Annotated in this window: 21 protein-coding genes, 3 pseudogenes and 1 riboswitch; of the genes and pseudogenes, 17 read left to right on the top strand and 7 right to left on the bottom strand. The window is 38.8% G+C overall.

What is annotated here, in order from left to right; all coding sequences use genetic code 11:
• The first annotated feature begins 105 nt into the window (after nucleotides 1–105).
• The 3 genes from NDM98_RS03200 (at nucleotide 106) to NDM98_RS03190 (ending at nucleotide 3,315) form a co-directional block, all read left to right on the top strand.
• A complete protein-coding gene (locus NDM98_RS03200; RefSeq protein WP_251604554.1) occupies nucleotides 106–1,434 on the top strand; it encodes a S8 family peptidase in 1,329 nt (442 codons plus the stop codon).
• A gap of 53 nt (nucleotides 1,435–1,487) precedes the next feature.
• Complete coding sequence (locus NDM98_RS03195; protein WP_251604553.1) at nucleotides 1,488–1,763, top strand: acylphosphatase; 276 nt, start codon at nucleotides 1,488–1,490, stop codon at nucleotides 1,761–1,763.
• Between the two features lie 157 nt (nucleotides 1,764–1,920).
• Nucleotides 1,921–3,315 (top strand): alanine/glycine:cation symporter family protein, encoded by a 1,395-nt coding sequence (locus NDM98_RS03190; protein WP_251604552.1) that lies wholly within the window; start codon nucleotides 1,921–1,923, stop codon nucleotides 3,313–3,315.
• A 109-nt stretch (nucleotides 3,316–3,424) separates the two neighbouring features.
• Here the strand turns inward: NDM98_RS03190 and NDM98_RS03185 are convergent.
• Nucleotides 3,425–4,655, bottom strand: a pseudogene (locus NDM98_RS03185) (aminopeptidase).
• A gap of 146 nt (nucleotides 4,656–4,801) precedes the next feature.
• Nucleotides 4,802–4,845: riboswitch (PreQ1 riboswitch) on the top strand.
• Between the two features lie 90 nt (nucleotides 4,846–4,935).
• On the opposite strand from NDM98_RS03185, the gene queC reads away from it, so the two are divergent.
• The 4 genes and pseudogenes from queC to queF all read left to right on the top strand — a co-directional run bounded on the left by queC (nucleotide 4,936) and on the right by queF (nucleotide 7,244).
• Complete coding sequence (queC, locus tag NDM98_RS03180; RefSeq protein ID WP_251604551.1) at nucleotides 4,936–5,601, top strand: 7-cyano-7-deazaguanine synthase QueC; 666 nt, start codon at nucleotides 4,936–4,938, stop codon at nucleotides 5,599–5,601.
• A pseudogene (queD, locus tag NDM98_RS03175) lies at nucleotides 5,601–6,027 on the top strand (6-carboxytetrahydropterin synthase QueD). The gene queC and the pseudogene queD overlap by 1 nt, the downstream one beginning before the upstream one ends.
• On the top strand, nucleotides 6,024–6,734 hold the full coding sequence (gene queE, locus NDM98_RS03170) for a 7-carboxy-7-deazaguanine synthase QueE (RefSeq protein ID WP_251604550.1): 711 nt from the start codon (nucleotides 6,024–6,026) through the stop codon (nucleotides 6,732–6,734). Before queD ends, queE begins: the two are co-directional and overlap by 4 nt.
• Nucleotides 6,735–6,746: 12 nt before the next feature.
• Complete coding sequence (queF, locus tag NDM98_RS03165; protein WP_251604549.1) at nucleotides 6,747–7,244, top strand: preQ(1) synthase; 498 nt, start codon at nucleotides 6,747–6,749, stop codon at nucleotides 7,242–7,244.
• Nucleotides 7,245–7,893: 649 nt separating this feature from the next.
• Here queF and NDM98_RS03160 read toward each other — a convergent pair.
• Nucleotides 7,894–9,344 (bottom strand): annotated as a pseudogene (locus NDM98_RS03160) (IS1182 family transposase).
• 465 nt (nucleotides 9,345–9,809) lie between these two features.
• On the opposite strand from NDM98_RS03160, the gene NDM98_RS03155 reads away from it, so the two are divergent.
• From NDM98_RS03155 to NDM98_RS03140, 4 genes are all read left to right on the top strand, one after another.
• On the top strand, nucleotides 9,810–11,033 hold the full coding sequence (locus NDM98_RS03155; protein ID WP_251604547.1) for an RtcB family protein: 1,224 nt from the start codon (nucleotides 9,810–9,812) through the stop codon (nucleotides 11,031–11,033).
• A gap of 79 nt (nucleotides 11,034–11,112) precedes the next feature.
• Nucleotides 11,113–12,006 carry a thymidylate synthase gene (gene thyA, locus NDM98_RS03150; protein WP_251604544.1) on the top strand — a complete coding sequence of 298 codons (894 nt, stop codon included), beginning with the start codon at nucleotides 11,113–11,115 and terminating at the stop codon, nucleotides 12,004–12,006.
• Nucleotides 12,007–12,122: 116 nt separating this feature from the next.
• Complete coding sequence (locus NDM98_RS03145; protein ID WP_251604542.1) at nucleotides 12,123–12,296, top strand: hypothetical protein; 174 nt, start codon at nucleotides 12,123–12,125, stop codon at nucleotides 12,294–12,296.
• Between the two features lie 116 nt (nucleotides 12,297–12,412).
• Nucleotides 12,413–12,715 (top strand): RNA polymerase sigma factor, encoded by a 303-nt coding sequence (locus NDM98_RS03140; protein WP_251604540.1) that lies wholly within the window; start codon nucleotides 12,413–12,415, stop codon nucleotides 12,713–12,715.
• 37 nt (nucleotides 12,716–12,752) lie between these two features.
• On the opposite strand, the gene NDM98_RS03135 is transcribed toward NDM98_RS03140, so the two are convergent.
• Both NDM98_RS03135 and NDM98_RS03130 read right to left on the bottom strand, forming a co-directional pair.
• On the bottom strand, nucleotides 12,753–13,718 hold the full coding sequence (locus tag NDM98_RS03135; RefSeq protein ID WP_251604538.1) for an ABC transporter substrate-binding protein: 966 nt from the start codon (nucleotides 13,716–13,718) through the stop codon (nucleotides 12,753–12,755).
• Nucleotides 13,719–13,847: 129 nt separating this feature from the next.
• A complete protein-coding gene (locus NDM98_RS03130; RefSeq protein WP_251604536.1) occupies nucleotides 13,848–14,672 on the bottom strand; it encodes an aldo/keto reductase in 825 nt (274 codons plus the stop codon).
• Between the two features lie 158 nt (nucleotides 14,673–14,830).
• Between NDM98_RS03130 and NDM98_RS03125 the strand changes: the two genes are divergently transcribed.
• The 3 genes from NDM98_RS03125 to NDM98_RS03115 are packed head-to-tail and all read left to right on the top strand — an operon-like array spanning nucleotide 14,831 to nucleotide 16,535.
• Nucleotides 14,831–15,019 (top strand): hypothetical protein, encoded by a 189-nt coding sequence (locus NDM98_RS03125; RefSeq protein ID WP_251604534.1) that lies wholly within the window; start codon nucleotides 14,831–14,833, stop codon nucleotides 15,017–15,019.
• Nucleotides 15,006–16,340 carry a sensor domain-containing diguanylate cyclase gene (locus NDM98_RS03120; RefSeq protein WP_251604531.1) on the top strand — a complete coding sequence of 445 codons (1,335 nt, stop codon included), beginning with the start codon at nucleotides 15,006–15,008 and terminating at the stop codon, nucleotides 16,338–16,340. The genes NDM98_RS03125 and NDM98_RS03120 overlap by 14 nt, the downstream gene beginning before the upstream one ends.
• Before the next feature lie 18 nt (nucleotides 16,341–16,358).
• Nucleotides 16,359–16,535 (top strand): putative periplasmic lipoprotein, encoded by a 177-nt coding sequence (locus tag NDM98_RS03115; protein WP_251604529.1) that lies wholly within the window; start codon nucleotides 16,359–16,361, stop codon nucleotides 16,533–16,535.
• Between the two features lie 270 nt (nucleotides 16,536–16,805).
• Here the strand turns inward: NDM98_RS03115 and NDM98_RS03110 are convergent, their stop codons facing one another.
• Together NDM98_RS03110 and NDM98_RS03105 are read right to left on the bottom strand one after the other, a co-directional pair.
• Nucleotides 16,806–17,126 (bottom strand): lysozyme family protein, encoded by a 321-nt coding sequence (locus tag NDM98_RS03110; RefSeq protein ID WP_251604527.1) that lies wholly within the window; start codon nucleotides 17,124–17,126, stop codon nucleotides 16,806–16,808.
• Nucleotides 17,092–17,421, bottom strand: a complete 330-nt coding sequence (locus tag NDM98_RS03105; protein WP_251604526.1) for a lysozyme family protein — start codon at nucleotides 17,419–17,421, stop codon at nucleotides 17,092–17,094. Before NDM98_RS03105 ends, NDM98_RS03110 begins: the two co-directional genes overlap by 35 nt.
• A gap of 128 nt (nucleotides 17,422–17,549) precedes the next feature.
• Here NDM98_RS03105 and NDM98_RS03100 point away from each other — a divergent pair, with 128 nt between their 5' ends.
• The gene (locus NDM98_RS03100) at nucleotides 17,550–18,563 is read left to right on the top strand and encodes a class I SAM-dependent methyltransferase (RefSeq protein ID WP_251604524.1); all 1,014 of its coding nucleotides are present in this window, start codon (nucleotides 17,550–17,552) and stop codon (nucleotides 18,561–18,563) included.
• Here NDM98_RS03100 and NDM98_RS03095 read toward each other — a convergent pair.
• Complete coding sequence (locus tag NDM98_RS03095; protein WP_251604522.1) at nucleotides 18,550–18,780, bottom strand: hypothetical protein; 231 nt, start codon at nucleotides 18,778–18,780, stop codon at nucleotides 18,550–18,552. The genes NDM98_RS03100 and NDM98_RS03095 overlap by 14 nt on opposite strands.
• 198 nt (nucleotides 18,781–18,978) lie before the next feature.
• Between NDM98_RS03095 and NDM98_RS03090 the strand changes: the two genes are divergently transcribed.
• Nucleotides 18,979–19,272 carry a hypothetical protein gene (locus NDM98_RS03090; protein WP_251604521.1) on the top strand — a complete coding sequence of 98 codons (294 nt, stop codon included), beginning with the start codon at nucleotides 18,979–18,981 and terminating at the stop codon, nucleotides 19,270–19,272.
• A 267-nt stretch (nucleotides 19,273–19,539) separates the two neighbouring features.
• Nucleotides 19,540–22,380 (top strand): 2-oxoglutarate dehydrogenase E1 component, encoded by a 2,841-nt coding sequence (locus NDM98_RS03085; RefSeq protein ID WP_251604520.1) that lies wholly within the window; start codon nucleotides 19,540–19,542, stop codon nucleotides 22,378–22,380.
• Nucleotide 22,381 lies beyond the last annotated feature (1 nt).

The raw sequence follows: 22,381 nt of genomic DNA, 5'->3' as shown, positions 1-22,381 counted from the left end.
TATTCGCACATATGCCTTTTGTCACATGTGTAAGGACACACATCCGGTCGCTCTATTCTAGAATTCATATTGTATAGGGTAGGGTAATTAGGATGGAGGGATCTTATGTTTAATTATTCTATGGTTAAATTAGTAAGAGGACATTCGACAAAGCTAGATAAACCGCTACGTGAAGCGATACTTGACCTTTACAAACCATTCCGTTTTACTCCCTGTTTTCTTCATCGATTTCTTGAGAAAAGACTACAAACAAAGCAGAAGCTTTCAGTGATTATCGAGTTTGAGAGGACCGCTGTTTTTTTTCATTCGTTTCTAATGGAACAATTGTTAAATGGTCACGGTAAAAGTTGTGTTCGGAATCGTTTCTCTAGTATTTCATGTTGTAGTGCATATATAACACCTGAAAGATTAGAATTTATTTTATCGCATTGTCCTTCAATAAAACGAATTTATCTTAACAGGAAGATTAAAGCATTAAGGTTTGGTCATAAAGCACAAAAACCTGGACAACCAACTAAAAATACTCCAGGTTTGTTAACAGGTAAAGGAGTTACGATCGCGATTATCGATACAGGTGTCTTTCAACATGAAGATTTGGCAGGCAGAATCTCTGGATTTGTAGATTTTATCAATGGTCGAGCTAATGCTTATGATGATAATGGACATGGTACACATTGTGCAGGTATAGCTGCAGGTAATGGCTTATTATCAAATGGAACGTATAACGGAATGGCACCAGAAGCAAATATTATTGGAATCAAAGTTCTTGATCGAACAGGTACGGGAACGATTGAATCCATCATCCAGGGTGTGGAGTGGTGTATAAAATATAATCAAAATCATCCTAGTCATCCTATTCACATTATCTCTTTATCGCTAGGAACACATGCAACCAAATATATGACAGAACAAGATGACCCTATAGTCAGAATGGTGGAGGAAGCATGGAAATCTGGAATTACAGTTGTTACGGCTGCAGGTAATGACGGACCTGATCCATTTACAATAGCTAGTCCCGGTGTAAGTGAGGAAGTTATAACGGTTGGATCACTTGATACAAGTCATATTTATCCAAGCGAGACATTTAACACAGCACCGTTTTCAAGTAGAGGACCAACCATATATGGAAAGAGAAAACCAGATCTATTAGCGCCAGGTGTTGATCTTATTTCTTTGCGAACGCCTGGCTCATTTATCGATCGATTTCAAAAGTCGAATCGTCATGAGAAACATTACACAAAAATGTCAGGTACCTCAATGTCCACACCATTTTGTGCTGGAGCTGCGGCCATGTTGCTTCAATCTGATGTAAGTTTAACACCTAATATGATTAAACAATTACTTGTTGAAGGAACATCATTTGTAAATGCAGATGGAGTAGGTCAGATAGATGTGGAGCGATCATTAGATCTTTTAAGGAGAAGGAATGTTTAAAACAACCTTGTATCGGTCATAGAATAGGAGCCAGTTTATTTGGAGGGATTCTGATGATCAAAAGACATCATCTGATCGTTGAAGGAAGGGTACAAGGTGTTGGTTTTCGTTACTTTACACAAGAGCTAGCACAACAGTTTGGTTTAGTTGGTTGGGTGCGCAATTTACCAGATGGAACAGTTGAAGTAGAAGCCGAAGGTGAAGACCAGCTATTTGAACCATTTCTTCATGCATTAAAAACAAAGAATCGATTTGCAAAAGTAAATAACATCCAGCGGAGGTTAAAAGAGGAAACCATTTCCGAAAGATCATTTGACATTAAACATTAACGTCAGCAATTAGGGATCCTCAATGGATCCCATTTTTTATGGAGGAGATTAAATGTTCGTGTCGAATTATATGACAAACATATTGACTGGAGGTAGTGAAATAAGTAAACTTTAACGATGTACATTAAGACAGTGATTGGAGAGGGGAAGAGTTTATATGGATCTGATTTCTAATGTCTGGTCTTCTTTTATAAGTTTACTGGAGGTTACCGTTTCAGTACTCGGTGATATAGTTTGGGGACCAATCACACTAGTACTAATAGTAGGAACGGGAATATTTTTAACAATACGTTTAGGTTTTTTGCAAATATTTAATCTCCCTTACGCTTTAAAGCTTGTGTTTTTTCCTTCTAAGAAAAAGCAAAAAGATATCAAAGAAGATGGTGATATCTCTCATTTTCAATCATTAATGACTGCATTAGCAGCAACAATCGGTACTGGTAATATTGCTGGAGTAGCTTCTGCAATTCTACTAGGCGGTGTTGGCGCTGTTTTCTGGATGTGGGTCGCAGCATTTTTCGGTATGGCAACCAAATATGGAGAGGCTATACTGGCAGTTAAATACAGAGTTGTAAATGAAAAAGGAGAAATTTCCGGTGGTCCGATGTATTACATAGAAAAAGGATTAGGATGGAAATGGTTGGCGGTTCTTTTTGCATTATTTGGATTTTTAGCTTCGTTTGGGATTGGAAATATGACGCAGTCAAATACAGTTGCTGCATCACTTGAATCTAGTTTTAATATTACCCCCTGGATAACGGGGATCGTATTAACGATATTGGCAGGCTTAGTTATCTTGGGTGGGATTAAGCGAATTGGTAGAGTGGCATCTATTGTAGTCCCATTTATGGCAGTTGTTTATCTAGTTGGCGGATTAATCATTATTTTTATGAATATTTCAATGGTTCCCGAAGCTCTTTCAACAATTGTTACAGCAGCTTTTACTGGAGAATCAGTAGCTGGAGGTATTCTTGGTACAGCTATACGTTATGGTGTAGCGAGAGGTGTATTCTCTAATGAAGCAGGTTTAGGATCTGCACCAATTGCTGCAGCTGCTGCTAAAACAGATTATCCAGGGCGACAGGCTCTCGTTTCTATGACAGGCACATTTTTAGATACAATCATTATTTGTTCAATTACTGGCCTAGTAATAGTGATGAGTGGATTATATTCAGGAATGGAATCTGATAGATCTGGCGTTTTAACAGGAGAAGCGTTTAATGCATTATTGCCAGGTTTTGGTGGATATATTGTAACATTTGGTATTGTATTCTTTGCCTTCACAACTGTACTTGGTTGGTCTTATTATGGTGAGAAGTGTTTTGGTTATCTATTTGGTGATCATAATGCTCACTATTATAAAGTCGTTTATGTACTGTTTGTCTTTGTAGGTGCAGTTTCACAACTGGATTTGATTTGGGGTATAGCGGATATTTTTAATGCTTTAATGGCAATTCCAAACTTAATTGCGTTACTGTTTTTATCTGGTGTTATTGTGAAGGAGACAAAGAAATTCCAAGAATTTAGAAGAGGCGAACGTCTTGAACCGTAATAACTAGAAAAGGAGATAACTAAAAATACTATTAGTAAAAAAATCTAAGAAATGACAGACAAACGACGAACATCATTGGGATGTTCGTCGTTTGTTGTTTCTTTTACGATTAGATAGCCCAGTTTCCGTTACGGAACACAGGAACACGGCTTCCATCTTCTTGAATTCCATCAATATCCATAGTAGCTGATCCAACCATGAAGTCAACGTGAGTTTGGCTTGTGTTAATGCCGTTTTTCTCAAGCTCTTCATTGGACATTTCTTTACCGCCTTCAATATTAAAGGCGTAAGCACTACCAATCGCTAAATGATTTGAAGCATTCTCATCAAAAAGTGTATTAAAGAAAATGATATTTGTATCTGAAATAGGTGATTTGTGAGGCACGAGTGCAACTTCACCAATGTAGCGAGAGTTTTCATCATTTTCAAGTAAACGATCTAACGTTTCTTGACCTTTTTTTGCTGTAGCTTCCACAATTTTTCCGTCTTTAAAGGTTAACTTAAAATCTTCAATCAAAGAACCACCGTAACTAAGTGGTTTTGTACTTGTTACATGTCCGTTTACACCTGTTTTCTTCGCTGCCGTAAAGACTTCCTCTGTCGGCATATTTGCGACGAAATCAACGCCACCCTTACTAATGCTTCCACCTGATACCCAAAGATGTGTTTCTGGTAACTCAATCGTTAAGTCTGTACCTTCCGCTGTATAATGAAGGGCTTGGAAGTGATGTTTATTTAAAATCTCCATTTTCTCATCAAGAGTTGCGAGATGATCTTTCCATGCGGCTACTGGATCAGCTTGATCGATACGTGTGGCAGCAAAAATAGCATTCCATAGCTTTTCAACTGCTGCTTCACCTTTTTCTTCAGGGAATACGGTTTCTGCCCAACCGACTGATGGTATCGCAACAATCGACCAGCTAACCTTATCAGAGGTGATATAACGTCTGAAGCCGTTTAGTGCGGCACCAGCAGCTTTGTTTGCATTAGCGATACGTGAAGGGTCAACTCCTTTTAGAAGATCGGGATCGCTACCCGTAATACTTAGGAAAGCAGAACCTTTTTCAGCTTCTTCTTCTAATCCTTTTGCACGCCACTCAGGGTATGTATGGAAGGACTCATCTGGTGCGAGGTTATATTTAAGCTTAGTGATCTCTTCATCAGACCATTCAACTTCAACATGTCCAAGCTCCTGCTTCATATGCTTTCTTGGCAACAATTCGAACAAAATCTGCTGCAAATAATGGGGTACGAACCACTAAGGTTTGACCTGGCTGAATGTTCACGCCGACTTTAACAGCAAGTTCTGCATATTTTTCTACTTGATTTACAAAAGACATAAAAAGCCTCCTCATTTTGGGCAAACTGAATTTATATTCTCTCCTATATTACCAAGTTTTACGCAAAGTGAAAAGAATAGCTGATCGCCGTACGATATGGTACACTATTGGATGAATAAAAAAGATAAAGGATGCCGTCTTCATAGGCATAAGAGGTTCGCGAACTCCCTCTATAAAAAACTAACGGTAAACTGTGTTCAGTTCTTTAACCGAGCCAGTTTTTTTCCTGTGTATGGGGTTACGAATGCTCTTTTCCCTTAAGCAAAGGAGAAATGAGTGCATGATAAAAGAAGAAAAAGCCGTTGTTGTATTTAGCGGCGGACAAGATAGTACAACGTGTTTATTTTGGGCATTAAAAGAATTTAAAGAGGTCCATACAGTGACCTTTGATTATGGTCAGCGTCATTCTGAGGAAATTGAATGTGCACGAGAGATAGCCGCAGAACTTGGTGTATCATTTCACGTACTTGATATGAGCTTAATTAATCAATTATCCGCGAACGCGTTAACACGCTCTGACATTGAAGTGGGTGTTGGAGAAGAAGGGGAACTGCCATCTACATTCGTAGCCGGTCGCAACCATCTATTTCTTTCATTTGCTGCTGTTTATGCACGTGAAATGGGAGCTCGTCACCTGATCACGGGTGTATGCGAGACGGACTTTAGTGGATACCCAGATTGTCGTGATGTGTTTATTAAGTCGCTGAATGTAACTTTAAATCTAGCTATGGATGAACAGTTTGTCATTCATACACCACTTATGTGGTTGAACAAAGAGCAAACGTGGGAGTTGGCTGATCAACTAGACGCGCTTTCCTTTGTTCAAGAAAAAACATTAACCTGCTATCACGGAATCCGTGGTGATGGCTGTGGCGAATGTCCTTCTTGTATCCTAAGAAGAAATGGCTTAGATGCTTATCTTCGTCGGAAGGAGGTACAAGCATAATGCTTCAGCAGTTTTACCCACAGGTTCCACATTCTTATACATTTGAACTAAATAAAGATATGCATCTGGCTGCCGCTCATTACATTGACGATGAACGAGCTTGGAGATTGCCAGCATATGCACGGTCATACGTATTTTATTAACCTGACAATTGCCGGAGACGAGCTGGATGAGCTTGGTTTTTTAGTTGATTTTAAAAGACTCAAAACCATCGTTCACAAACGCTACGATCACACCTTATTAAATGATCATCAGGAGTTTGCCAGTCGGCCGCCAACTACAGAAGAGGTCGCTCGTCAAATTGGACTAGCTGTTCAGGCTGAATTAGACTCAATGGATAACAAGCCCGTATGTTTGCAGGTGCTTGTTCGCGAAACACCGACAAGCTATGTCGTGTATCGTCCAAAGCAAGGTGAAAGCTCATGAGTAAGATCCCTGTAATGGAGATATTCGGTCCAACGATTCAAGGAGAAGGCATGGTCATCGGCAAAAAAACAATGTTTGTTCGTACTGGTGGCTGTGATTATAAATGCTCATGGTGTGATTCAAGCTTTACTTGGGATGGCACAGGCTCAAGTACATCGATGACAGCAGAGGAAATTCTATCCGACTTGCAAAAAATAGGTGGCGATCAATTTTCTCATGTAACAATTTCAGGTGGAAACCCTGCTTTGCATAAGGGAATAGGTGAGTTAGTAGATCATCTTTCACAACTTGGGATTGAAACAGCAGTAGAAACACAGGGGACCTTTTGGAAGGATTGGTTAACAGACATAACGGATGTAACCATTTCACCTAAGCCACCTAGTTCAGGTATGACAACTGACTTTGCAAAACTAGATGTGTTCTATGAGCGACTTTCAAAAGAACAAACGAGTTTAAAAGTGGTTGTATTTGATGACGTCGATTTTGCTTATGCAGAAGACATTCATTCACGATATCCGGAATTTCCGTTTTATTTACAGGTTGGAAATGAGGATGCGACAACAACGAATGATCAAGCACTTGTTTCTGATCTATTAGAAAAATATGAATGGCTGATTGATAAGACTGTTGCTTCAAAAACAATGAACAAGGCCCGAGTATTGCCACAACTTCACACATTGGTTTGGGGTAATAAACGTGGTGTTTAAGGAGAGAGCATAATGAGTGGAAGACAAAAGGATGAGCTTGAGGGAGTAACGTTACTCGGCAACCAAGGAACAAAATATGAGGTTGAATACAACCCAGGCATTTTAGAAGTATTCGAGAACCAACACCCAAACCGGGACTATTTTGTGAAATTCAATTGTCCTGAATTCACGTCACTGTGCCCAATTACGGGTCAACCAGACTTTGCGGCTATCTATATCAGTTACATTCCAGATGTGAAAATGGTTGAGAGTAAGTCGTTGAAGCTTTATCTATTTAGCTTTAGAAATCATGGAGATTTTCATGAAGACTGCATGAATAAGATCATGAACGATTTAATTGAGCTAATGGACCCTCGTTACATTGAAGTATGGGGTAAGTTCACTCCACGTGGCGGCATCAGCATTGACCCATACTGCAACTACGGAAAATCTGGTACAAAGTTTGAGCAAATTGCAGATCATCGATTGATGAACCACGATCTATATCCGGAGAAAATCGATAATCGTTAATTAGCATGTAGGTATTGAAAATTAAGTTTAATCCGACCAATGACATGAATAATGCCAATGGTCGGATTTTTTGTTTATAAGATTAAAAAAATCAGGGTGATTTCGAGCGTCCTCTAAATTTGGACTCTACGATTCCGCTCCCGAAATTGGGGGCACGCTTACCGCGGGCAGACGCTGAACTAAACTGGCTTTGCCAGTTCATTTCACCTTGTCTGTACTTCCCGCAGGTGTCGGCCCTCCAATTTCGTCCGCTTGAGTAGTGGCCTTTACTAGTACGAAAATGATAAATGAATATCTTTCAGACGTTTATTATGTGGAACAACATTTATATTTAACAGATGGTTTCAATGATCTTAAGAAAACCACATCTTTTAATTATGAAGCTGAAAGTTTTATTATAAAAGCGAAGTGAATTGAGGCATTTCGTCTTTTTATTACTTAAAAGATCAACTATTAAATTTTACACACAATTTCCTCTTTAAAAAGCGAACAGGATGGAAGGGCCGACTCCTGCAGGAGGAGAGGGAGGCCACTGAAAAAGGGTTGATATGTAGTTAAGGGTTCCTTTAAAAATATAAAAACAGCCTACCATTCCCTTTATTTTGGAAATGGCAAGCTGTTTTTATTTATCATACCGACCCTTTTGGGGTTATTTTTGCTCCATGACTTTCAGTATTCGTTTGAGATTGGCTGAGAAGATGGCCATCGCTCCTTGAATTTCCATCGCTAATAGACCCGAGGAATTCGCCGTTTTATACCCGTGTCTATGCTTTAGTTCACTATTTTTCGCTTCAATTTTGTATCGCGTTTTGGCTTTTTCTTTAAACGTTTCACTTTGCTCAAAAGCGAGATGTTCTTCATGTTCAGGAGAATGGATGGTGACAGAATATGTTTTGCTTTTGGCTCCCTGTTTATAACACCCTTCTTGGAAGGGACACGTCTTGCATTTCTCGATATCAAAATAATACTTCTGTCTTTGGTTTTTGCCTTGCTTCGTCGTTCCTTGTCTGTGTGTCAAAATAGCTAAATGGCCCGCTTTACATACATACATCCCCGCATCTTTATTAAACTCAAACTCTTCTTCCTTTGACCGTGTCCCATGGGCAATGGATGGATTGGTTTTAGAAATTAATTCAATCTGATTTGCTTTCGCGTACAGGAGATGATCTTTTCCTGAATACGCCGCATCTCCGATGACGGATTCCACTGTCATCCCAGCGTCTACACTTTTTTCAATGAGTGTTCGAAGTTGCTTTGCGTCCGATTTTTCTCCTGTTGTGATGACCGCTGCGGTAATCACGCGTTCATCACTCATCGCTAGATGAGTTTTATAGCCAAAGAAAGACGTATCGGCACTTTTGTGACCCCTTCGGGCGTCTTGATCTTTCATGGATTGGAGGCGTTCGATATCATCGTTGACGGTTTCTTCTACTAGATTCAACGGCTCCGTCACCTTTGGATAGGAGGCATGCAGGGTCGGATGTTGTTTGATCACACTCAAGAGGGTTTGCGTGTACACGAGTTCTTCATCTAAATCATTCTGAGTTGGCTTAGCTGGAAGTTTGACTTGATGGACTCATCGACAGAATAGACTGCTTTCCTCAAGTTTTTTGATCGTTCTCGCAAAATATCGATCGGCTTTTTCTGGTTATAACGTGCCTGGGTATGAGTAGAATCAACGATGATCGTTTTACTTTTAATGACGCCTTGTTCAACCGCTAGTTCGACTGTCTTTCCGATTAATAAATCAAGTACATTCAGACGCAATTTACGGAACTTCGTTAAGGAGCTTGAATCAATGACCTCTTCCTCAGGTGCCATGCCTAAGAAGTATTTATACGACATATCATATCTAGAACGCTCCACCAGATCCACATCTGATAATGGAAACATGCTTTTTAACAATAAATATTTAAACATTCGAATAGGGTCTATGGCTGAGCGACCGTGATCCACGTTATAATTCTGTACCAACTCATCATAAATAAAGGAAAAATCAATAAGATCATTCAGTTTCCGTAATGTATGATCTTTAGGAACGATGAGATCATATAGATCAGCATACGCACTGAGTTGGAAAGATTGTTGTTTTTGAATCATAGTCAGCCACCACTTTCATGTTAGATAGAGAGGCAGACTAAAATGACGACTATACCTAAAAAAGAACGTTGCCATTTAGTTGATCAGAAGAATAGCGGAAGGAGAAACCGAAGACTCCTGCGGAACAGAACGAGTCTGAAGACATTGAAGGGGTGTCCTTCCACTTCAAGGGCTGAGGCCGTTCCCGCGGAAAGCGAAGGTTTCTCCTGGAGCGGTGCCCGTGAGCTTTTTTCTAACTGACTTTTTCAGTGGCCTCGAGGAGAGGGCAGGTGGAAATCCACCGGCATAGCCGGTTAGTTCCACGCCCGCCTGCGGAAAGCGTGCCCTCCATCCTGGTAGCGGAGCCGGAGGGGCATACATTGTTTGAACAGGTAGGTAACTATGCTTCTATGTAATTGTAATTTTAAATATTTAAATACATTATTATGGTATGATCATTAAAAACAAATTGTTTGAGGTGATTAGATGTATCAAGACATTCGTTCTGTGCGAGTGTGGGGAAGTCCACTTGATAATGCAGTGGATCAGGCTGTGACGTGTGCAAGTCATGGGCGTGTGATTCAAAGCTTATTAATGGCAGATCATCATAAAGGCTATAGTCAGCCAGTTGGTGGAGTCATGGTGTATGATCGTCAGATTTCTCCTTCTGGTGTTGGTTATGATATTGGCTGTGGCAACAAAGCGGTTCGCACGGATTTAACATTAAAAGATATTAAACGTAAGCTGCCTAAAATCATGGATGAGATCGCGCGAACGATCTCGTTTGGCATAGGGAGACAGAATCAAGAATTGGTGGATCACAAATTATTTGATGATCCAGCTTGGCACGTGTTTGATGAGATTGATGGTACAACAAGAGAGACATTTAAGCAGCTAGCTCAAAGGCAACTGGGTACTGTAGGTAGTGGCAATCACTTTGTTGATTTGTTTGTTGAAGAAGCAACGAATCAAATTTGGATTGCAAATCATTTTGGTAGTCGAGGATTTGGACATAAAACAGCAAGCGGTTTTCTAAATCTAGCGAAAGGCAAAGCCTTTCATGATAAGGTCGGTGGCGAAAAAATGGAAGATGTCCCGACGTTATTTGAGCTTGATTCAGATGTAGGAGAAATGTATTTTCAGGCGATGACATTAGCAGGCCAATACGCGTATGCGGGGCGTGATTATGTCATTGATAAAGTCCTTGATATCTTAAAAGCTGATGTTACATTTTCTGTTCACAACCACCACAACTTCGCCTGGAAGGAAACACATAATGGTAAAGAAGTCGTTGTTGTACGAAAAGGTGCCACACCAAATGCTCCAGGTCAGTGGGGGTTTATTGGGGGCAGTATGGCTGATGAGTCAGTCATTGTACAAGGAAAAGATACTGAGGAAAATAAGGCAGCCTTTTATAGCACTGTACATGGTGCGGGGCGAATCATGAGCCGAACTCAGGCAGCAGGAAAAATGAACTGGAAAACAAAGCAACGAAAAGGTGGGGAGATTTCACCTAAGCGAATGAATGACGCCTTAAAGTCTTATGGTGTGGAACTACGTGGCGGTGGGACGGACGAAAGTCCATTTGTGTATAAGAAACTTAAAACCGTGCTGAAGGCACATAATGAAACACTTGATATCAAACATGTTCTTCGCCCGATTGGTGTTTGTATGGCAGGTGCCAATGAGTTTGACCCTTACAAAGATTAAGGACTTATATGTATTCACTCTATAAGAATCTCTCCATTTGCGATATACTGAGGAGAGATTTTTTTAGGAGTGAAGAACATTGAATGAAGCAGATCGTCAGTACAAACAAATAATAGATAAAATAATTAACGAAGGATATAGCAATCAAGGTGAAGAAGTACGTACCGTTTGGAAGGATGGGGAACCTGCATTTACAAAGTCGATCTTGGCAGAGTCCATGCGTTTTTCAAACAACCAATTGCCGATTTTAACAACAAAAAAAGTCGCCTGGAAAACAGCCATTCGCGAGTTGCTTTGGATTTGGCAAAAAAAATCAAATCAAGTAGAAGAACTCCGACAAATGAACGTAAAGATCTGGAATGAATGGGAGCAGGAGGACGGAACGATAGGCAAAGCATACGGCTATCAATTAGCTAAAAGAAATCGACGATACCCAGTGGAAAAACTCAAAACGGATCTGCTCGATCCGAGAAATACAGCTATTTCTGGTGAGACGATTGAACTTGATCAAGTTGACTACTTAATTCAAGAATTAATCGCTAATCCTTCCTCGCGTCGACATATTACGATGCTATGGAATCCAGATGAGCTTGATGAAATGTCATTAACTCCATGTGTATATGAGACACAATGGCATGTAAAAGCTGGTAAACTTCATCTTGAGGTTCGTTGTCGCTCTAACGATATGGGTTTAGGGAATCCTTTTAACGTATTCCAGTATAATGTTTTGCAAAGAATGATTGCTCAAGTAACGGGGTATGAACTTGGCGAATATATCTTTCATATTGGAGATGCGCATATTTATGAGCGTCATATTGAGCCGTTAAAAGAGCAAGTAAGTCGGGAATCACACTCTGCACCCGAGCTCTTTATTAATCCAGCTATTAAATCTTTTTATGATTTTACCATTGAAGATTTTAACCTGAGTGATTATCAACATGGTGACAAGGTACAAATGGAAATTGCTATTTAATGAAGATAAGTCTGTTTCTCTACTAAGGGAACAGGCTTTTTTTGATGAAACAATTGATGATGGAAATGGATGTAAGTTATACTTGTGATAAGAATGAATATGAAAGGAGATCTAAAATGACTGAAACAGAATTGAAGCTTGAGAAAATGCAAAAGGAAATTGACGATTTAAAAAAAGAAGTAGAGGAATTAAAAGCTGGAAGTTATGTTGAGGAAACATCAAGTGGCTGGTATTGGATCCTTGTACCTATAATGGCTCTCTCCATTCCGATTATTGCCCTTTTAAGATAAGGTTATTTATTTTGTTATTTAGGCTTACTTTCTTGTGGAAACGGGTACCTAGATGATATCAAGCATCATCTGTGTCATCCTTAGTCTGTGAGATGGCCAAGAGGGGTAATCCATTTATGAGAGAAAGTAAACAACCAATTTGTAAACGTATACGAAACAAAGAACCCGAAGCACTAGAGCAGTTGTATGTCGAAAATGAACGTGCACTTTATGCGTTTATTTACCGAGGAGTAAAGGATAAAGTCAAGACGGAAGAAATGATTCAGCAATTATTTAAACGCCTATGGCAGGAAAGACCAAAGTTAAAAGACCAGACCTATCGTCAATGGCTATATATATCTGCACGTAGACAAGTTATTAGTCATCTAAAAGAAACAAAGTTACAAGTAATGCACACTAACCACCAAATGCTTTCTTGAAAAAAACAATCATCCGCTAAGGACGATTGTTTTTTTATCATTGCGTTAGAAGTTCTTTTGCTTGTTGAACCGTTTGAGTATGAGCTTGAATGCCTGTATATAGCCAAGTGGATTCTCTCGAAACACCATGCACTTGATTTTTTATTACAGCAGGTACGTTAGCCCAAACAGGATCATTTAAAATGTCTTCAATCGAGCTTTCTGTACTGTTAACTAAAATTAGGTGATCTGCGTCAAGTTCAGCTAATGATTCAAGTGTGACCGGGTTCCATTGTGCCACATTATCCTCAGGAAGGTTAGCGTTGACATTAGCAGGGTTTAATTCAAGGTCTTCAAACAATGTTGCACCACTTGATTGGGTAGGAGAAACCGCATAATAGGTATCTGCTACATACCATAATGCAGCTACTTTATCCTCTCCAATGGCTGCTTGGATATCCTCTTTTGTATCATCCACTAATGCCTCGTAATCAGCCAATGCCTGATCAGCTTCTTCTGTTTTACCAAGAATTTCACCTGTTTTTGCTAAAGCCTTACGCCAATCATTTGTAACCTCATCACCTAAAACAAAAGTTGGTGCAATTTGATCATATTGATCATATAATCCAGATTCAACTTGGGTTTCTTCACCAATTAGAATGAGATCAGGGTCAAAACTGGCCACTTCCTCAGGTGGAAGTTCAGACGAAATAGTAGGTACACCTTCAAGTTGACCTTCAAGATAGACTTGCGTTCCGTTTGCGACAGACCACTGGGCAACAGGTGTCTCACCTAAAGTGACTAAGTAATCTTCTAAGTATGAACCGAGTATTCGTTCCGGGTTTTCTGGAATCTCAACCTCATTACCTAAGGCATCAGTCATCACACGTGGACCAGAGTCAGATGTGGAATCGTTTGCCGATGGATCGTTATCTTCATTACCGCCACAAGCTGCCAAAGCAAAAACAGTAGTCATTGATAAGGCTAACGTCAGCGATTTCTTATATGTGAATAATGTTTTCAAGTTAAATCCCCCAATATAGATGTTTAGAAAGCACTCTTATATAATAATGATATTCATTATCAAATGCAATGATTTATTCATAAAAAAGAACCGAGGCATCAATGTGCTTCGGTTCTTTTTTTGTTGCAATTAACGTTTATCCATATCATTCGGATGTGCACCACGTCTTGTTCCATTATCAAGTGCATTTAATTTTTGTTGTTCTTCATCCGTTAAACTAAAATCAAATACATCAAAATTTTCTTCGATACGAGAAGGTGTAACCGACTTAGGTATAACGATAGAGTCATTCTGTAAGTGCCAACGTAATACGACTTGTGCAGGTGTTTTTTCGTGTGCTTTTGCGATTTCAACGACAGTGGAATCGGTTAACACATCGCCACCTTGCATGAGAGGGCTCCAAGCTTCTACAAATATGTTATGTTTCGCACAGAAATCCTTTAATTCATTTTGCGCTAGGTAAGGATGACACTCAATTTGATTCAATACAGGTACGATTTCACATTCATCAAGTAAACGTTGTAAATGCTCAATTTCAAAGTTACATACACCAATGGCTTTAACTCGACCTTCTTTGTAAAGCGTTTCCATCGCTTTGTATGTATCTACATACGTATCATACATTGGAGTAGGCCAGTGGATTAGGTAAAGATCAACATAATCTAAACCAAGACGCTCCAAGCTTTCATCAAAAGCCTTGATTGTTGCATCATATCCTTGATCACTGTTCCATACTTTTGTTGTAATAAATAGGTCTGAGCGATCTACGTTTGCTTCCTTTAACGCTTCGCCAACGCCTTTTTCATTTCGATAGATCATCGCTGTGTCAATTGAACGATACCCAACTTCAAGGGCATTTTTCACTGCAGGTGTTGCTTCTTCATCTGGAACCTGCCATACACCAAACCCTAATTGAGGCATTTTAAGTCCATTATTTAACGTTACAAACTCCATTGAATTCAACCCCTAAACAAAATTTTAAATACTTGAACACTATACCATGGTTACTAGAACGATTTCGAGTGATATGGATGCACAGTCTAAAAAATACGCTAAACAAAGCCGATAGTATAGTAAAATATATGTACACATCAATTTAGGAGGATTAGCAGATGACACAATTTTTATCACTGTTTATTGGTCGTCTACTTCACTTTACTACACATCATCGGACTCATTCTTCCTCGCTAGCTCTTTTTAAAGTAGAAGAAATGAAATTAGCCTATGTTCGCTTACATATTTTGTTGGGTACTCGTTTTGGTTTCGCCACTCTATGTATTTATGGATATGCGTTTATATGATGAAGTAGGAGGGACAGAAGCATTTTGGCGATTAATAGGTATTCACATGCTATGTCTTTTCACATCCTTGTGGTTTATAAGTACTTATCAATTTAAACGATATAGAAATACATGTTTTTATCAAAGCAGGTTTAGCTCATATATTTTATATGGCTTTGTAGGCTTCTATTTACTAATCGGGATGTTAGGTTCTATAAACAGTGAGGGTTTATCAGGCAATGTAGATTCCTATATTGTGATTATGATGGGCATAGCAACACTATTTGTTTTACATCCTCTTTATTTAGGTATGATTATCGTACCAATTCAAAGTCTATTTATTCTACTGTTATACCATACGAATGTATCAGATTCTGCTATATTAATTAAAGTCATAAATACAACGGCTGCGATGGGTATTTCTATTTTAATTGCTTTCATCTATTATTTTTATCGGAAAAACACCTTCCTAAAAGAGAAGGATCTACAACAAAGTGAAGAGAGCTTTCGTAGTTTATTTGAAGTCAACCCTTACCCGTTGCTGATGCTTAGAGCTGAAGATAAAAGAGTTCTATTAATGAATCAAAAAGCTCATAGATTTTTTGAAGAGGATCATCGTTCTAGTTACACTATTCATACGATATTTTCTGTGAATGATGAAATGACTATTTTTTTAAGTAGAGTAAAAGAAGAAGGCAGTTGTAAAGATTATATATTTGTAGAGCAATTGATGAATGGGCATAAACGATGGTTATTAATGAATGGAGAAGTAGTTTCTTTTCATAATGAAACTTGTTTCATGATTGGCTTCTCAGATATTTCAATTATGAAAGAATCAGAACAGGATTTAATTCAACATGCTTCTAAAGATGGTTTAACTGGTTGTTTAAATCGAAGGAGTGGAATGGTTTATTTGCAAACTATTTTGGAGAATGCAGCTCATGCAGGGGTTGTTATTTGTTTCTTAGATGTGAACAATCTTAAGTATGTGAATGATCAATTTGGTCACGCAGATGGAGATTTATTAATTCAGACCATTGCGTATGTGATCGAGCTTAATAAGTCTCCTGAGGATTTGTTTTTTCGTTATGGTGGGGATGAGTTTGTTTTAGTATTCACTAATTGTAAATTGGAGCAAGGGAAAGAAAAATGGAGTGACATGCAAGCTGAGATTGAGCAAATAAATCAAACTGTGGATTTTTCTTTTTCAGTTTCTGTAAGCTGCGGATTTTCCTTTTTTGAGAAAGGTATGCATGATACAATTGATGAATTAATACATCGTGCAGACCAATCTATGTATTCAAATAAAAAACGAGAAAAACCTTTTAGGGTTAAGGCTTAATGAAAAGAGAGGGTTCTATTGAAGCGATTTATAATTGGATTAATTGTTTCAGTTTTATTAACAGGCTGTTCTCTTCCGGACATTGGTCAAAAAGGTTCAAATGAAAAACAAATTCAAATTAAAAATGAACCATCATATATTCCACCCGTAGAAGTAGAAGAGCAAGACGAAGATCCTGTTTATACAAATCAATAAGGTGTAAGTAGGGGACAACAAATGAGTAGAAAACGATAATGATCCATCTCACCACTTTGCTGGATTGAGCTGTTGAAATGAGGTTGCGTTATCCAGATTAGGCTTGGAGCCGTCCCGGGAGCGGAGATACCCCGCCGATCATCACCTGCTACTTAAATTAAAAATAAAAAGACGAATCAACCTGAAAATTTTAAATGGTTGATTCGTCTTTATCGTTTACACGTATATTTCTTTCCCGGCCTCTTTTTAACAATTTCCAACTTTTAGATATTACTCTTCTTTATCCAGTGGAATGGTAATCAATTCATAGTTTTCAATATAGGCGTTGTAATAACTCATCACTTCATTTACATAGTCATCACTTCTGTTATAGGAAAATAACGCTCCCTCCAAGTCGCCTTCTTCAGCACCGTGGTCCGCAAGAAAGGAAGCTGCAGCATAGGCTGAATCCCAAATATCAAAAGGATCGGCTACACCATTTCCCGACACATCCATACCATACCCATTATGTTCACTAATGAGCTCAGGGTCAGTAATATCTACATCATCATCCAACTCACCAACATCTCCACCTGGATGAGACCAAGCCAACCCACGTTCTAGGCATAAACTGAAAAGGACCAAGTGCGCCAACAGGACTTTCCATTGGATTCATTGTCGAGAATATCGTTTCAACACGATGGACTGCCGCAAGTAGTTGCCATGGAATATCGTATTCTTCAGCAGCTTCCTCATAAACTGGCACAAACTTTTCTGGGATTTGATGCTGACCAATAACCGTTTTATATGTTATTTGTCTGACTTGATTATTTGAGTCAAATAAATAGATAAACAGCGCAATTAACGCAATCATGCCTGCTAATACAAAAAATACGAGTCTTTTCATAATACAGTCATCCTTTAAGTTATACATAGTCAATTTGAATCTTCATTATATCTCGTCAGGTAATAGAAGAAAAGCGACAATCTAGCGTCGGTTTCGATTTAGTGAGGTTTGGGAATGGATAACTAATAATGATGCATCAATTGATGGGAGAGAAAAGTGTGATAGCTGAATACAAAAGATTATGGCAGGCTAGAAAATGGATGAAAAAAAATGAACCTTTTTTGCAAGTATGGCATGCACACTTAGGATACAGCCTAGACCTATTTAAAGCATTTGAGAAACCAAATGATATTCATACGATTGCAAATCGGTACCTTTATAAAGAAGATTTACTTAAGCGTTGGGTTGAGGTAGGACTCGCAATAGGTCATTTAAAAGAAAAACGTGGAAAAAAAATACAATCAAAAAAAACGATGGTTGTCTATTTTTCAAAAACTAGTAATCAATCAGTCGGAATTTTGCTAAAAGAAATGATGGAATTACATATCCCAACTCTTCTAACTTACCGTAACTTACTCCAAGGTGATGAAATTAAAATCTTAGAAGAAGATATTGGGCACACGGTTGCCGAAACTTCTGGTTTACTTGAATCTGTAATGTTCCCCAAAATCGTTGGCGTTGTAAAAAAACAAAAGGTGAAAAGGATTTTAGATGTTGGATGCGGGCACGGAGGATATTTGCATCGACTCCATAAAAAATTTCCTGACATAAATCTGACTGGAATTGAAGCAGATCCAGACGTGCAAAAAAAGGCGCTTGAAAAAGCGAAGGGAACCGATATATCAATTATCCAAGCTGATTTTATGAATTATGTAGATCAGGATCAATATGATCTATTAATGATGAATAATCTCTTCTATTATTTTTCATTTGAAGATCGCTTACAATTATTCAAGAGAGCAAAACAATTGCTTGTTAAAAAAGGCTATCTTTTAATCATGTCACCACTTGTCAGCTCTAAGCATGGACAGCGATTTGCTTCAGGGTTTAATAGTTTTATGTCTGCACATGAAGAGATGTATCCGGTCCCGACGGAAAAAGAACTGCTATCATACGCAAAACAGACAGGCTTTATCCAACTATCATGCATACCAGTCATTCGGGAAGGCGGATGGTACGTACTTGTTTTTAAGAAGAAATAAGTTCTTGTTGGATTGCTTGTATTAGGTGGCTGTATTCCTCTGGGTTAACAAACAGATTCGAGTGCCAATTCTGTTGAATCCAGGCTAACGCTTCTTCACCGTTTGAAAAAGTCAGACCAGTAGTATCTGCATTTCTAACTGCATAACGTCCATTTACCGTATCGACGATCACCAAACATGGACTATTGGAGTCTTGCATAAGTAAATATTGTTCCAACTATAGCCCCTCCTTTTTCATCCAAATAGTTTCACCAGATGTCGATTTATTATGCACATATTATAGCTATTGTTTTACTTGGATTGTTCCTTTAACGTATAATAGTGTACAGATAAAAAGGAGTCTAGAAAGAACTATTAGTAACTTCAAGCCTTGGGTCCTGACTTGGACCCTGTTTTTATGGAAAGGGAGAGATACATGATTGATTTGTTGTTTGAACGGTATTCTGAGATAACGTTTGATTCTATTAAAGAAATAAAACGACTACGGGTTGGTCAATGGACGCATTATGAGTTAGCTGTGGATTATAAAACAGACAATGAACAGATCTCGCGTCTTGATATAACAGTCTTATTAATCGTAAATATGGAGAATGAGCCACTTCAAATTGTTCTATTAGAAGAGGGCACTACTAGTTCATTATTTCAGTTTACCCAAACTGAAAAAGATCAAATAATGAATTGGTTCCAAACACAACGTATACCTTATTGAGTGACAATTTTATACGTTCGACACTTTTTGACAAATGCGTTGATTGTAGAAAGCCTAATTTTCAGAAAAACTTTAAAGAAATGCTAGATTTTCTAAACAAAAAGTCGTACAATTTTAGGGGTTGTTGCGAGCGCTGAGCTATTTTACAACAAATTTCGTGTTTTCTTTGAGTGCAAACAGGAATCGTGGTAAACTATTTGTGTAAGCGTTGCAAAATTTATCGGTAACTGTTGATAGAAGAAAAGTTTCTTAGGAGGTTATTATCACATGTCCAGCAAGGAGAATAACCAGGAAGCGCCGTGGCAAGGATTTCATGGTCCCAATCTTGGCGTTGTGATTGAACTGTATGATGAATTTTTAAAAGATGCCAATTCTGTTGATCCAGATCTACGTGAGAAATTTGAATTATGGGGTCCGCCTCCCACGCAAATAGATTCGGCCAAAGGTTCACAGAATCAGTCAGGAAATGCGCTAGATCCGGACATGATGACAAAGGTAGTAAGCGCAGTAAAATTAGCTGATATGATTCGAGCAAAAGGCCATTTGGTTTCTGCAATTAATCCTATTCTACGTTCAGAATTAAGTGATGAATTTATAAGTTTGGAACGTTTTGATTTAACTAAAGAAGATTTGTTGAGAATTCCAGTCCCATTATTAATGAATCATGCACCTGCTCATTTACGAAATGGATACGAAGTGATTGAGCACCTGAAGAATCAATATACAAAAACAACAGCATTTGAATTTGAACATGTTCAAGACGAAGAGGAACGAATTTGGTTACGACATGCTGTAGAGTCTGGTGAGCTTTCTGAAGATTTGTCAACAGACAAAAAGAAAGAGCTTCTTAAACGTTTAACAGAGGTAGAAGGCTTTGAAAAATTTATTCATCGCACATTTGTTGGCCAAAAGCGTTTTTCAATCGAAGGTCTTGACACACTTGTTCCAATACTTGATGAATCAATTGATCAATCAATCTCAAAAGGAACTGAAAATATACTAATTGGGATGGCTCATAGAGGACGCCTAAATGTTTTGGCACATACTCTTGGAAAGCCTTACAATATGATATTCTCTGAATTTTTGCAAGCGCCTAAAGAAAACACAGCGCCAACTGAAGGATCTGAAGAATTGAACTACGGATGGACGGGTGATGTGAAGTATCATTTAGGTGCAAATCGTTCAGTTGAAAAAGATCAACATTCGGCTACTGTTACACTTGCAAATAATCCAAGTCATCTTGAATTTGTGAGTCCAATTGTGGAAGGTTTTGCCCGTGCAGCACAGGAAGATCGTTCTGAAAAAGGTGAACCGAAACAAGATGTGACGAAAGCACTTGCCATTCTTATCCATGGAGATGCAGCATTTCCAGGTCAAGGTGTTGTAACGGAAACACTAAATTTAAGCCGTCTTAATGGCTACCAAATTGGTGGAAGCCTGCACATTATTGCAAATAACAACATTGGCTATACAACGGAAATCTTTGATTCTAGGTCAACTACATATGCAAGTGATCCTGCAAAAGGATTTGAGATCCCGATCGTCCATGTCAATGCAGATGATGCAGAAGCCTGTGTGAAGGTAACAAAGCTTGCCATTGAATACAGAAAAAGATTCAAAAAAGACTTCCTAATTGATCTTATTGGTTATCGGCGCTATGGACACAATGAGGGAGATGAGCCTGCTGTTACGCAGCCGGTATTATATAACGAAATCCGCAAACATCCAACTGTACGTGAGATTTATGCTCGTCAGCTTGAAGGGTCACAAACAGTAAAAGCGGATTACGGTAACCAACTTGATCAAGAGCAAGCAAAACTCTTACAAGAAGAGTACGATCAAGTGTCCAACAAAAAATCGGAGAACAAACAAGAGTTATCTCCACCTGATTTTATTGTTAATGGGTTACCAAAAGTAAAAACACAGGTTGAGTTTGACCGCTTAAAATCAATCAATGAACAATTGTTAAATTGGCCAGAAGGATTTAAACCCAATCAGAAATTGGAGAAAATCTTACATCGTCGTTTGGATGCGTTCTCTGAAAACGGATCATTAGATTGGGGCTTAGGTGAGTACCTTGCTTTTGCTACAATCATTGCAGACGGGACACCAATTCGACTAACTGGTCAAGATACTGAACGAGGAACATTTGCTCATAGACATGCGGTTCTGCATGATCGTGAAACAAATGACACGATTACACCACTTCATGAATTTGAAGATGGAGCGGCTTCTTTCTCTATCTATAATTCACCATTATCAGAGCAAGCAGCTGTAGGGTATGAATATGGCTATAATGTCTTTTCACCTGAAACACTTGTCCTTTGGGAAGCTCAATTTGGAGACTTTAGTAATGGTGCACAGGTGATGCTTGATCAGTGGGTTTCTGCAGCTCGTGCAAAATGGGGTCAAAAATCTGGACTAGTATTATTGCTTCCTCATGGTTATGAAGGAATGGGACCAGAGCATTCAAGTGCCAGACTTGAGCGTTTCTTGTTAATGGCTGCTGAGAATAACTGGACAATTGCGAACTGCACAACTGCCGCTCAATATTTCCATATTCTTCGTCGTCAAGCTGCGATTCTACAGAAAAATGCAGTTCGGCCATTAGTGATTATGACGCCAAAAAGCTTGTTACGTAATAAGGCTGCTTCATCTAAGCCAGTTGAGTTTACAGACGGAGAGTTTAACCCTGTTCTTGAGCACACAACAACTGGAGCAGATGCTGAAAAAGTGCAGCGTGTTGCCTTATGTAGCGGCAAAATTGGAGTAGAAATGAACGATTATCTATCGAAAAATAAAGACGAAGATACGAGTTGGCTTCACATTGCTAGAGTGGAAGAATTGTATCCATTCCCTCGTCGTACTATTAGAGAACTTCTTCAACGTTTCCCTAATCTACAAGAGGTTAAATGGGTTCAAGAAGAGCCGAAGAACATGGGTGCTTGGACGTTTATGGAATCACGTATTCTAGAAATTTTGCCAGAAGAGGTAGAGTTAAGCTATATAGGACGCACGTATCGTTCTAGTCCTGCTGAGGGCGTATCATCTGCACACAAAACAGAACAATCACGCATCGTAAACGAGACTTTTACTCGTAAAAACTAAG

Source organism: Alkalicoccobacillus plakortidis (assembly GCF_023703085.1).
In the GTDB taxonomy this organism is placed as follows: Bacteria; Bacillota; Bacilli; order Bacillales; family Bacillaceae_D; genus Alkalicoccobacillus; species Alkalicoccobacillus plakortidis.
The sequence above is the reverse complement of the archived record's forward strand: the minus strand, read 5'-3'. Positions and strand labels throughout refer to the sequence as shown.

What these genes read in the sequence shown, in the direction of transcription:
- NDM98_RS03200 (WP_251604554.1), top strand. Translation starts at nt 106, where the DNA reads ATGTTTAATTATTCTATGGTTAAATTAGTAAGAGGACATTCGACAAAG.
- NDM98_RS03195 (WP_251604553.1), top strand. Translation starts at nt 1,488, where the DNA reads ATGATCAAAAGACATCATCTGATCGTTGAAGGAAGGGTACAAGGTGTT.
- NDM98_RS03190 (WP_251604552.1), top strand. Translation starts at nt 1,921, where the DNA reads ATGGATCTGATTTCTAATGTCTGGTCTTCTTTTATAAGTTTACTGGAG.
- queC (WP_251604551.1), top strand. Translation starts at nt 4,936, where the DNA reads ATGATAAAAGAAGAAAAAGCCGTTGTTGTATTTAGCGGCGGACAAGAT.
- queE (WP_251604550.1), top strand. Translation starts at nt 6,024, where the DNA reads ATGAGTAAGATCCCTGTAATGGAGATATTCGGTCCAACGATTCAAGGA.
- queF (WP_251604549.1), top strand. Translation starts at nt 6,747, where the DNA reads ATGAGTGGAAGACAAAAGGATGAGCTTGAGGGAGTAACGTTACTCGGC.
- NDM98_RS03155 (WP_251604547.1), top strand. Translation starts at nt 9,810, where the DNA reads ATGTATCAAGACATTCGTTCTGTGCGAGTGTGGGGAAGTCCACTTGAT.
- NDM98_RS03145 (WP_251604542.1), top strand. Translation starts at nt 12,123, where the DNA reads ATGACTGAAACAGAATTGAAGCTTGAGAAAATGCAAAAGGAAATTGAC.
- NDM98_RS03140 (WP_251604540.1), top strand. Translation starts at nt 12,413, where the DNA reads ATGAGAGAAAGTAAACAACCAATTTGTAAACGTATACGAAACAAAGAA.
- NDM98_RS03130 (WP_251604536.1), bottom strand. Translation starts at nt 14,672, where the DNA reads ATGGAGTTTGTAACGTTAAATAATGGACTTAAAATGCCTCAATTAGGG.
- NDM98_RS03125 (WP_251604534.1), top strand. Translation starts at nt 14,831, where the DNA reads ATGACACAATTTTTATCACTGTTTATTGGTCGTCTACTTCACTTTACT.
- NDM98_RS03120 (WP_251604531.1), top strand. Translation starts at nt 15,006, where the DNA reads ATGCGTTTATATGATGAAGTAGGAGGGACAGAAGCATTTTGGCGATTA.
- NDM98_RS03105 (WP_251604526.1), bottom strand. Translation starts at nt 17,421, where the DNA reads ATGAAAAGACTCGTATTTTTTGTATTAGCAGGCATGATTGCGTTAATT.
- NDM98_RS03100 (WP_251604524.1), top strand. Translation starts at nt 17,550, where the DNA reads ATGATGCATCAATTGATGGGAGAGAAAAGTGTGATAGCTGAATACAAA.
- NDM98_RS03090 (WP_251604521.1), top strand. Translation starts at nt 18,979, where the DNA reads ATGATTGATTTGTTGTTTGAACGGTATTCTGAGATAACGTTTGATTCT.
- NDM98_RS03085 (WP_251604520.1), top strand. Translation starts at nt 19,540, where the DNA reads ATGTCCAGCAAGGAGAATAACCAGGAAGCGCCGTGGCAAGGATTTCAT.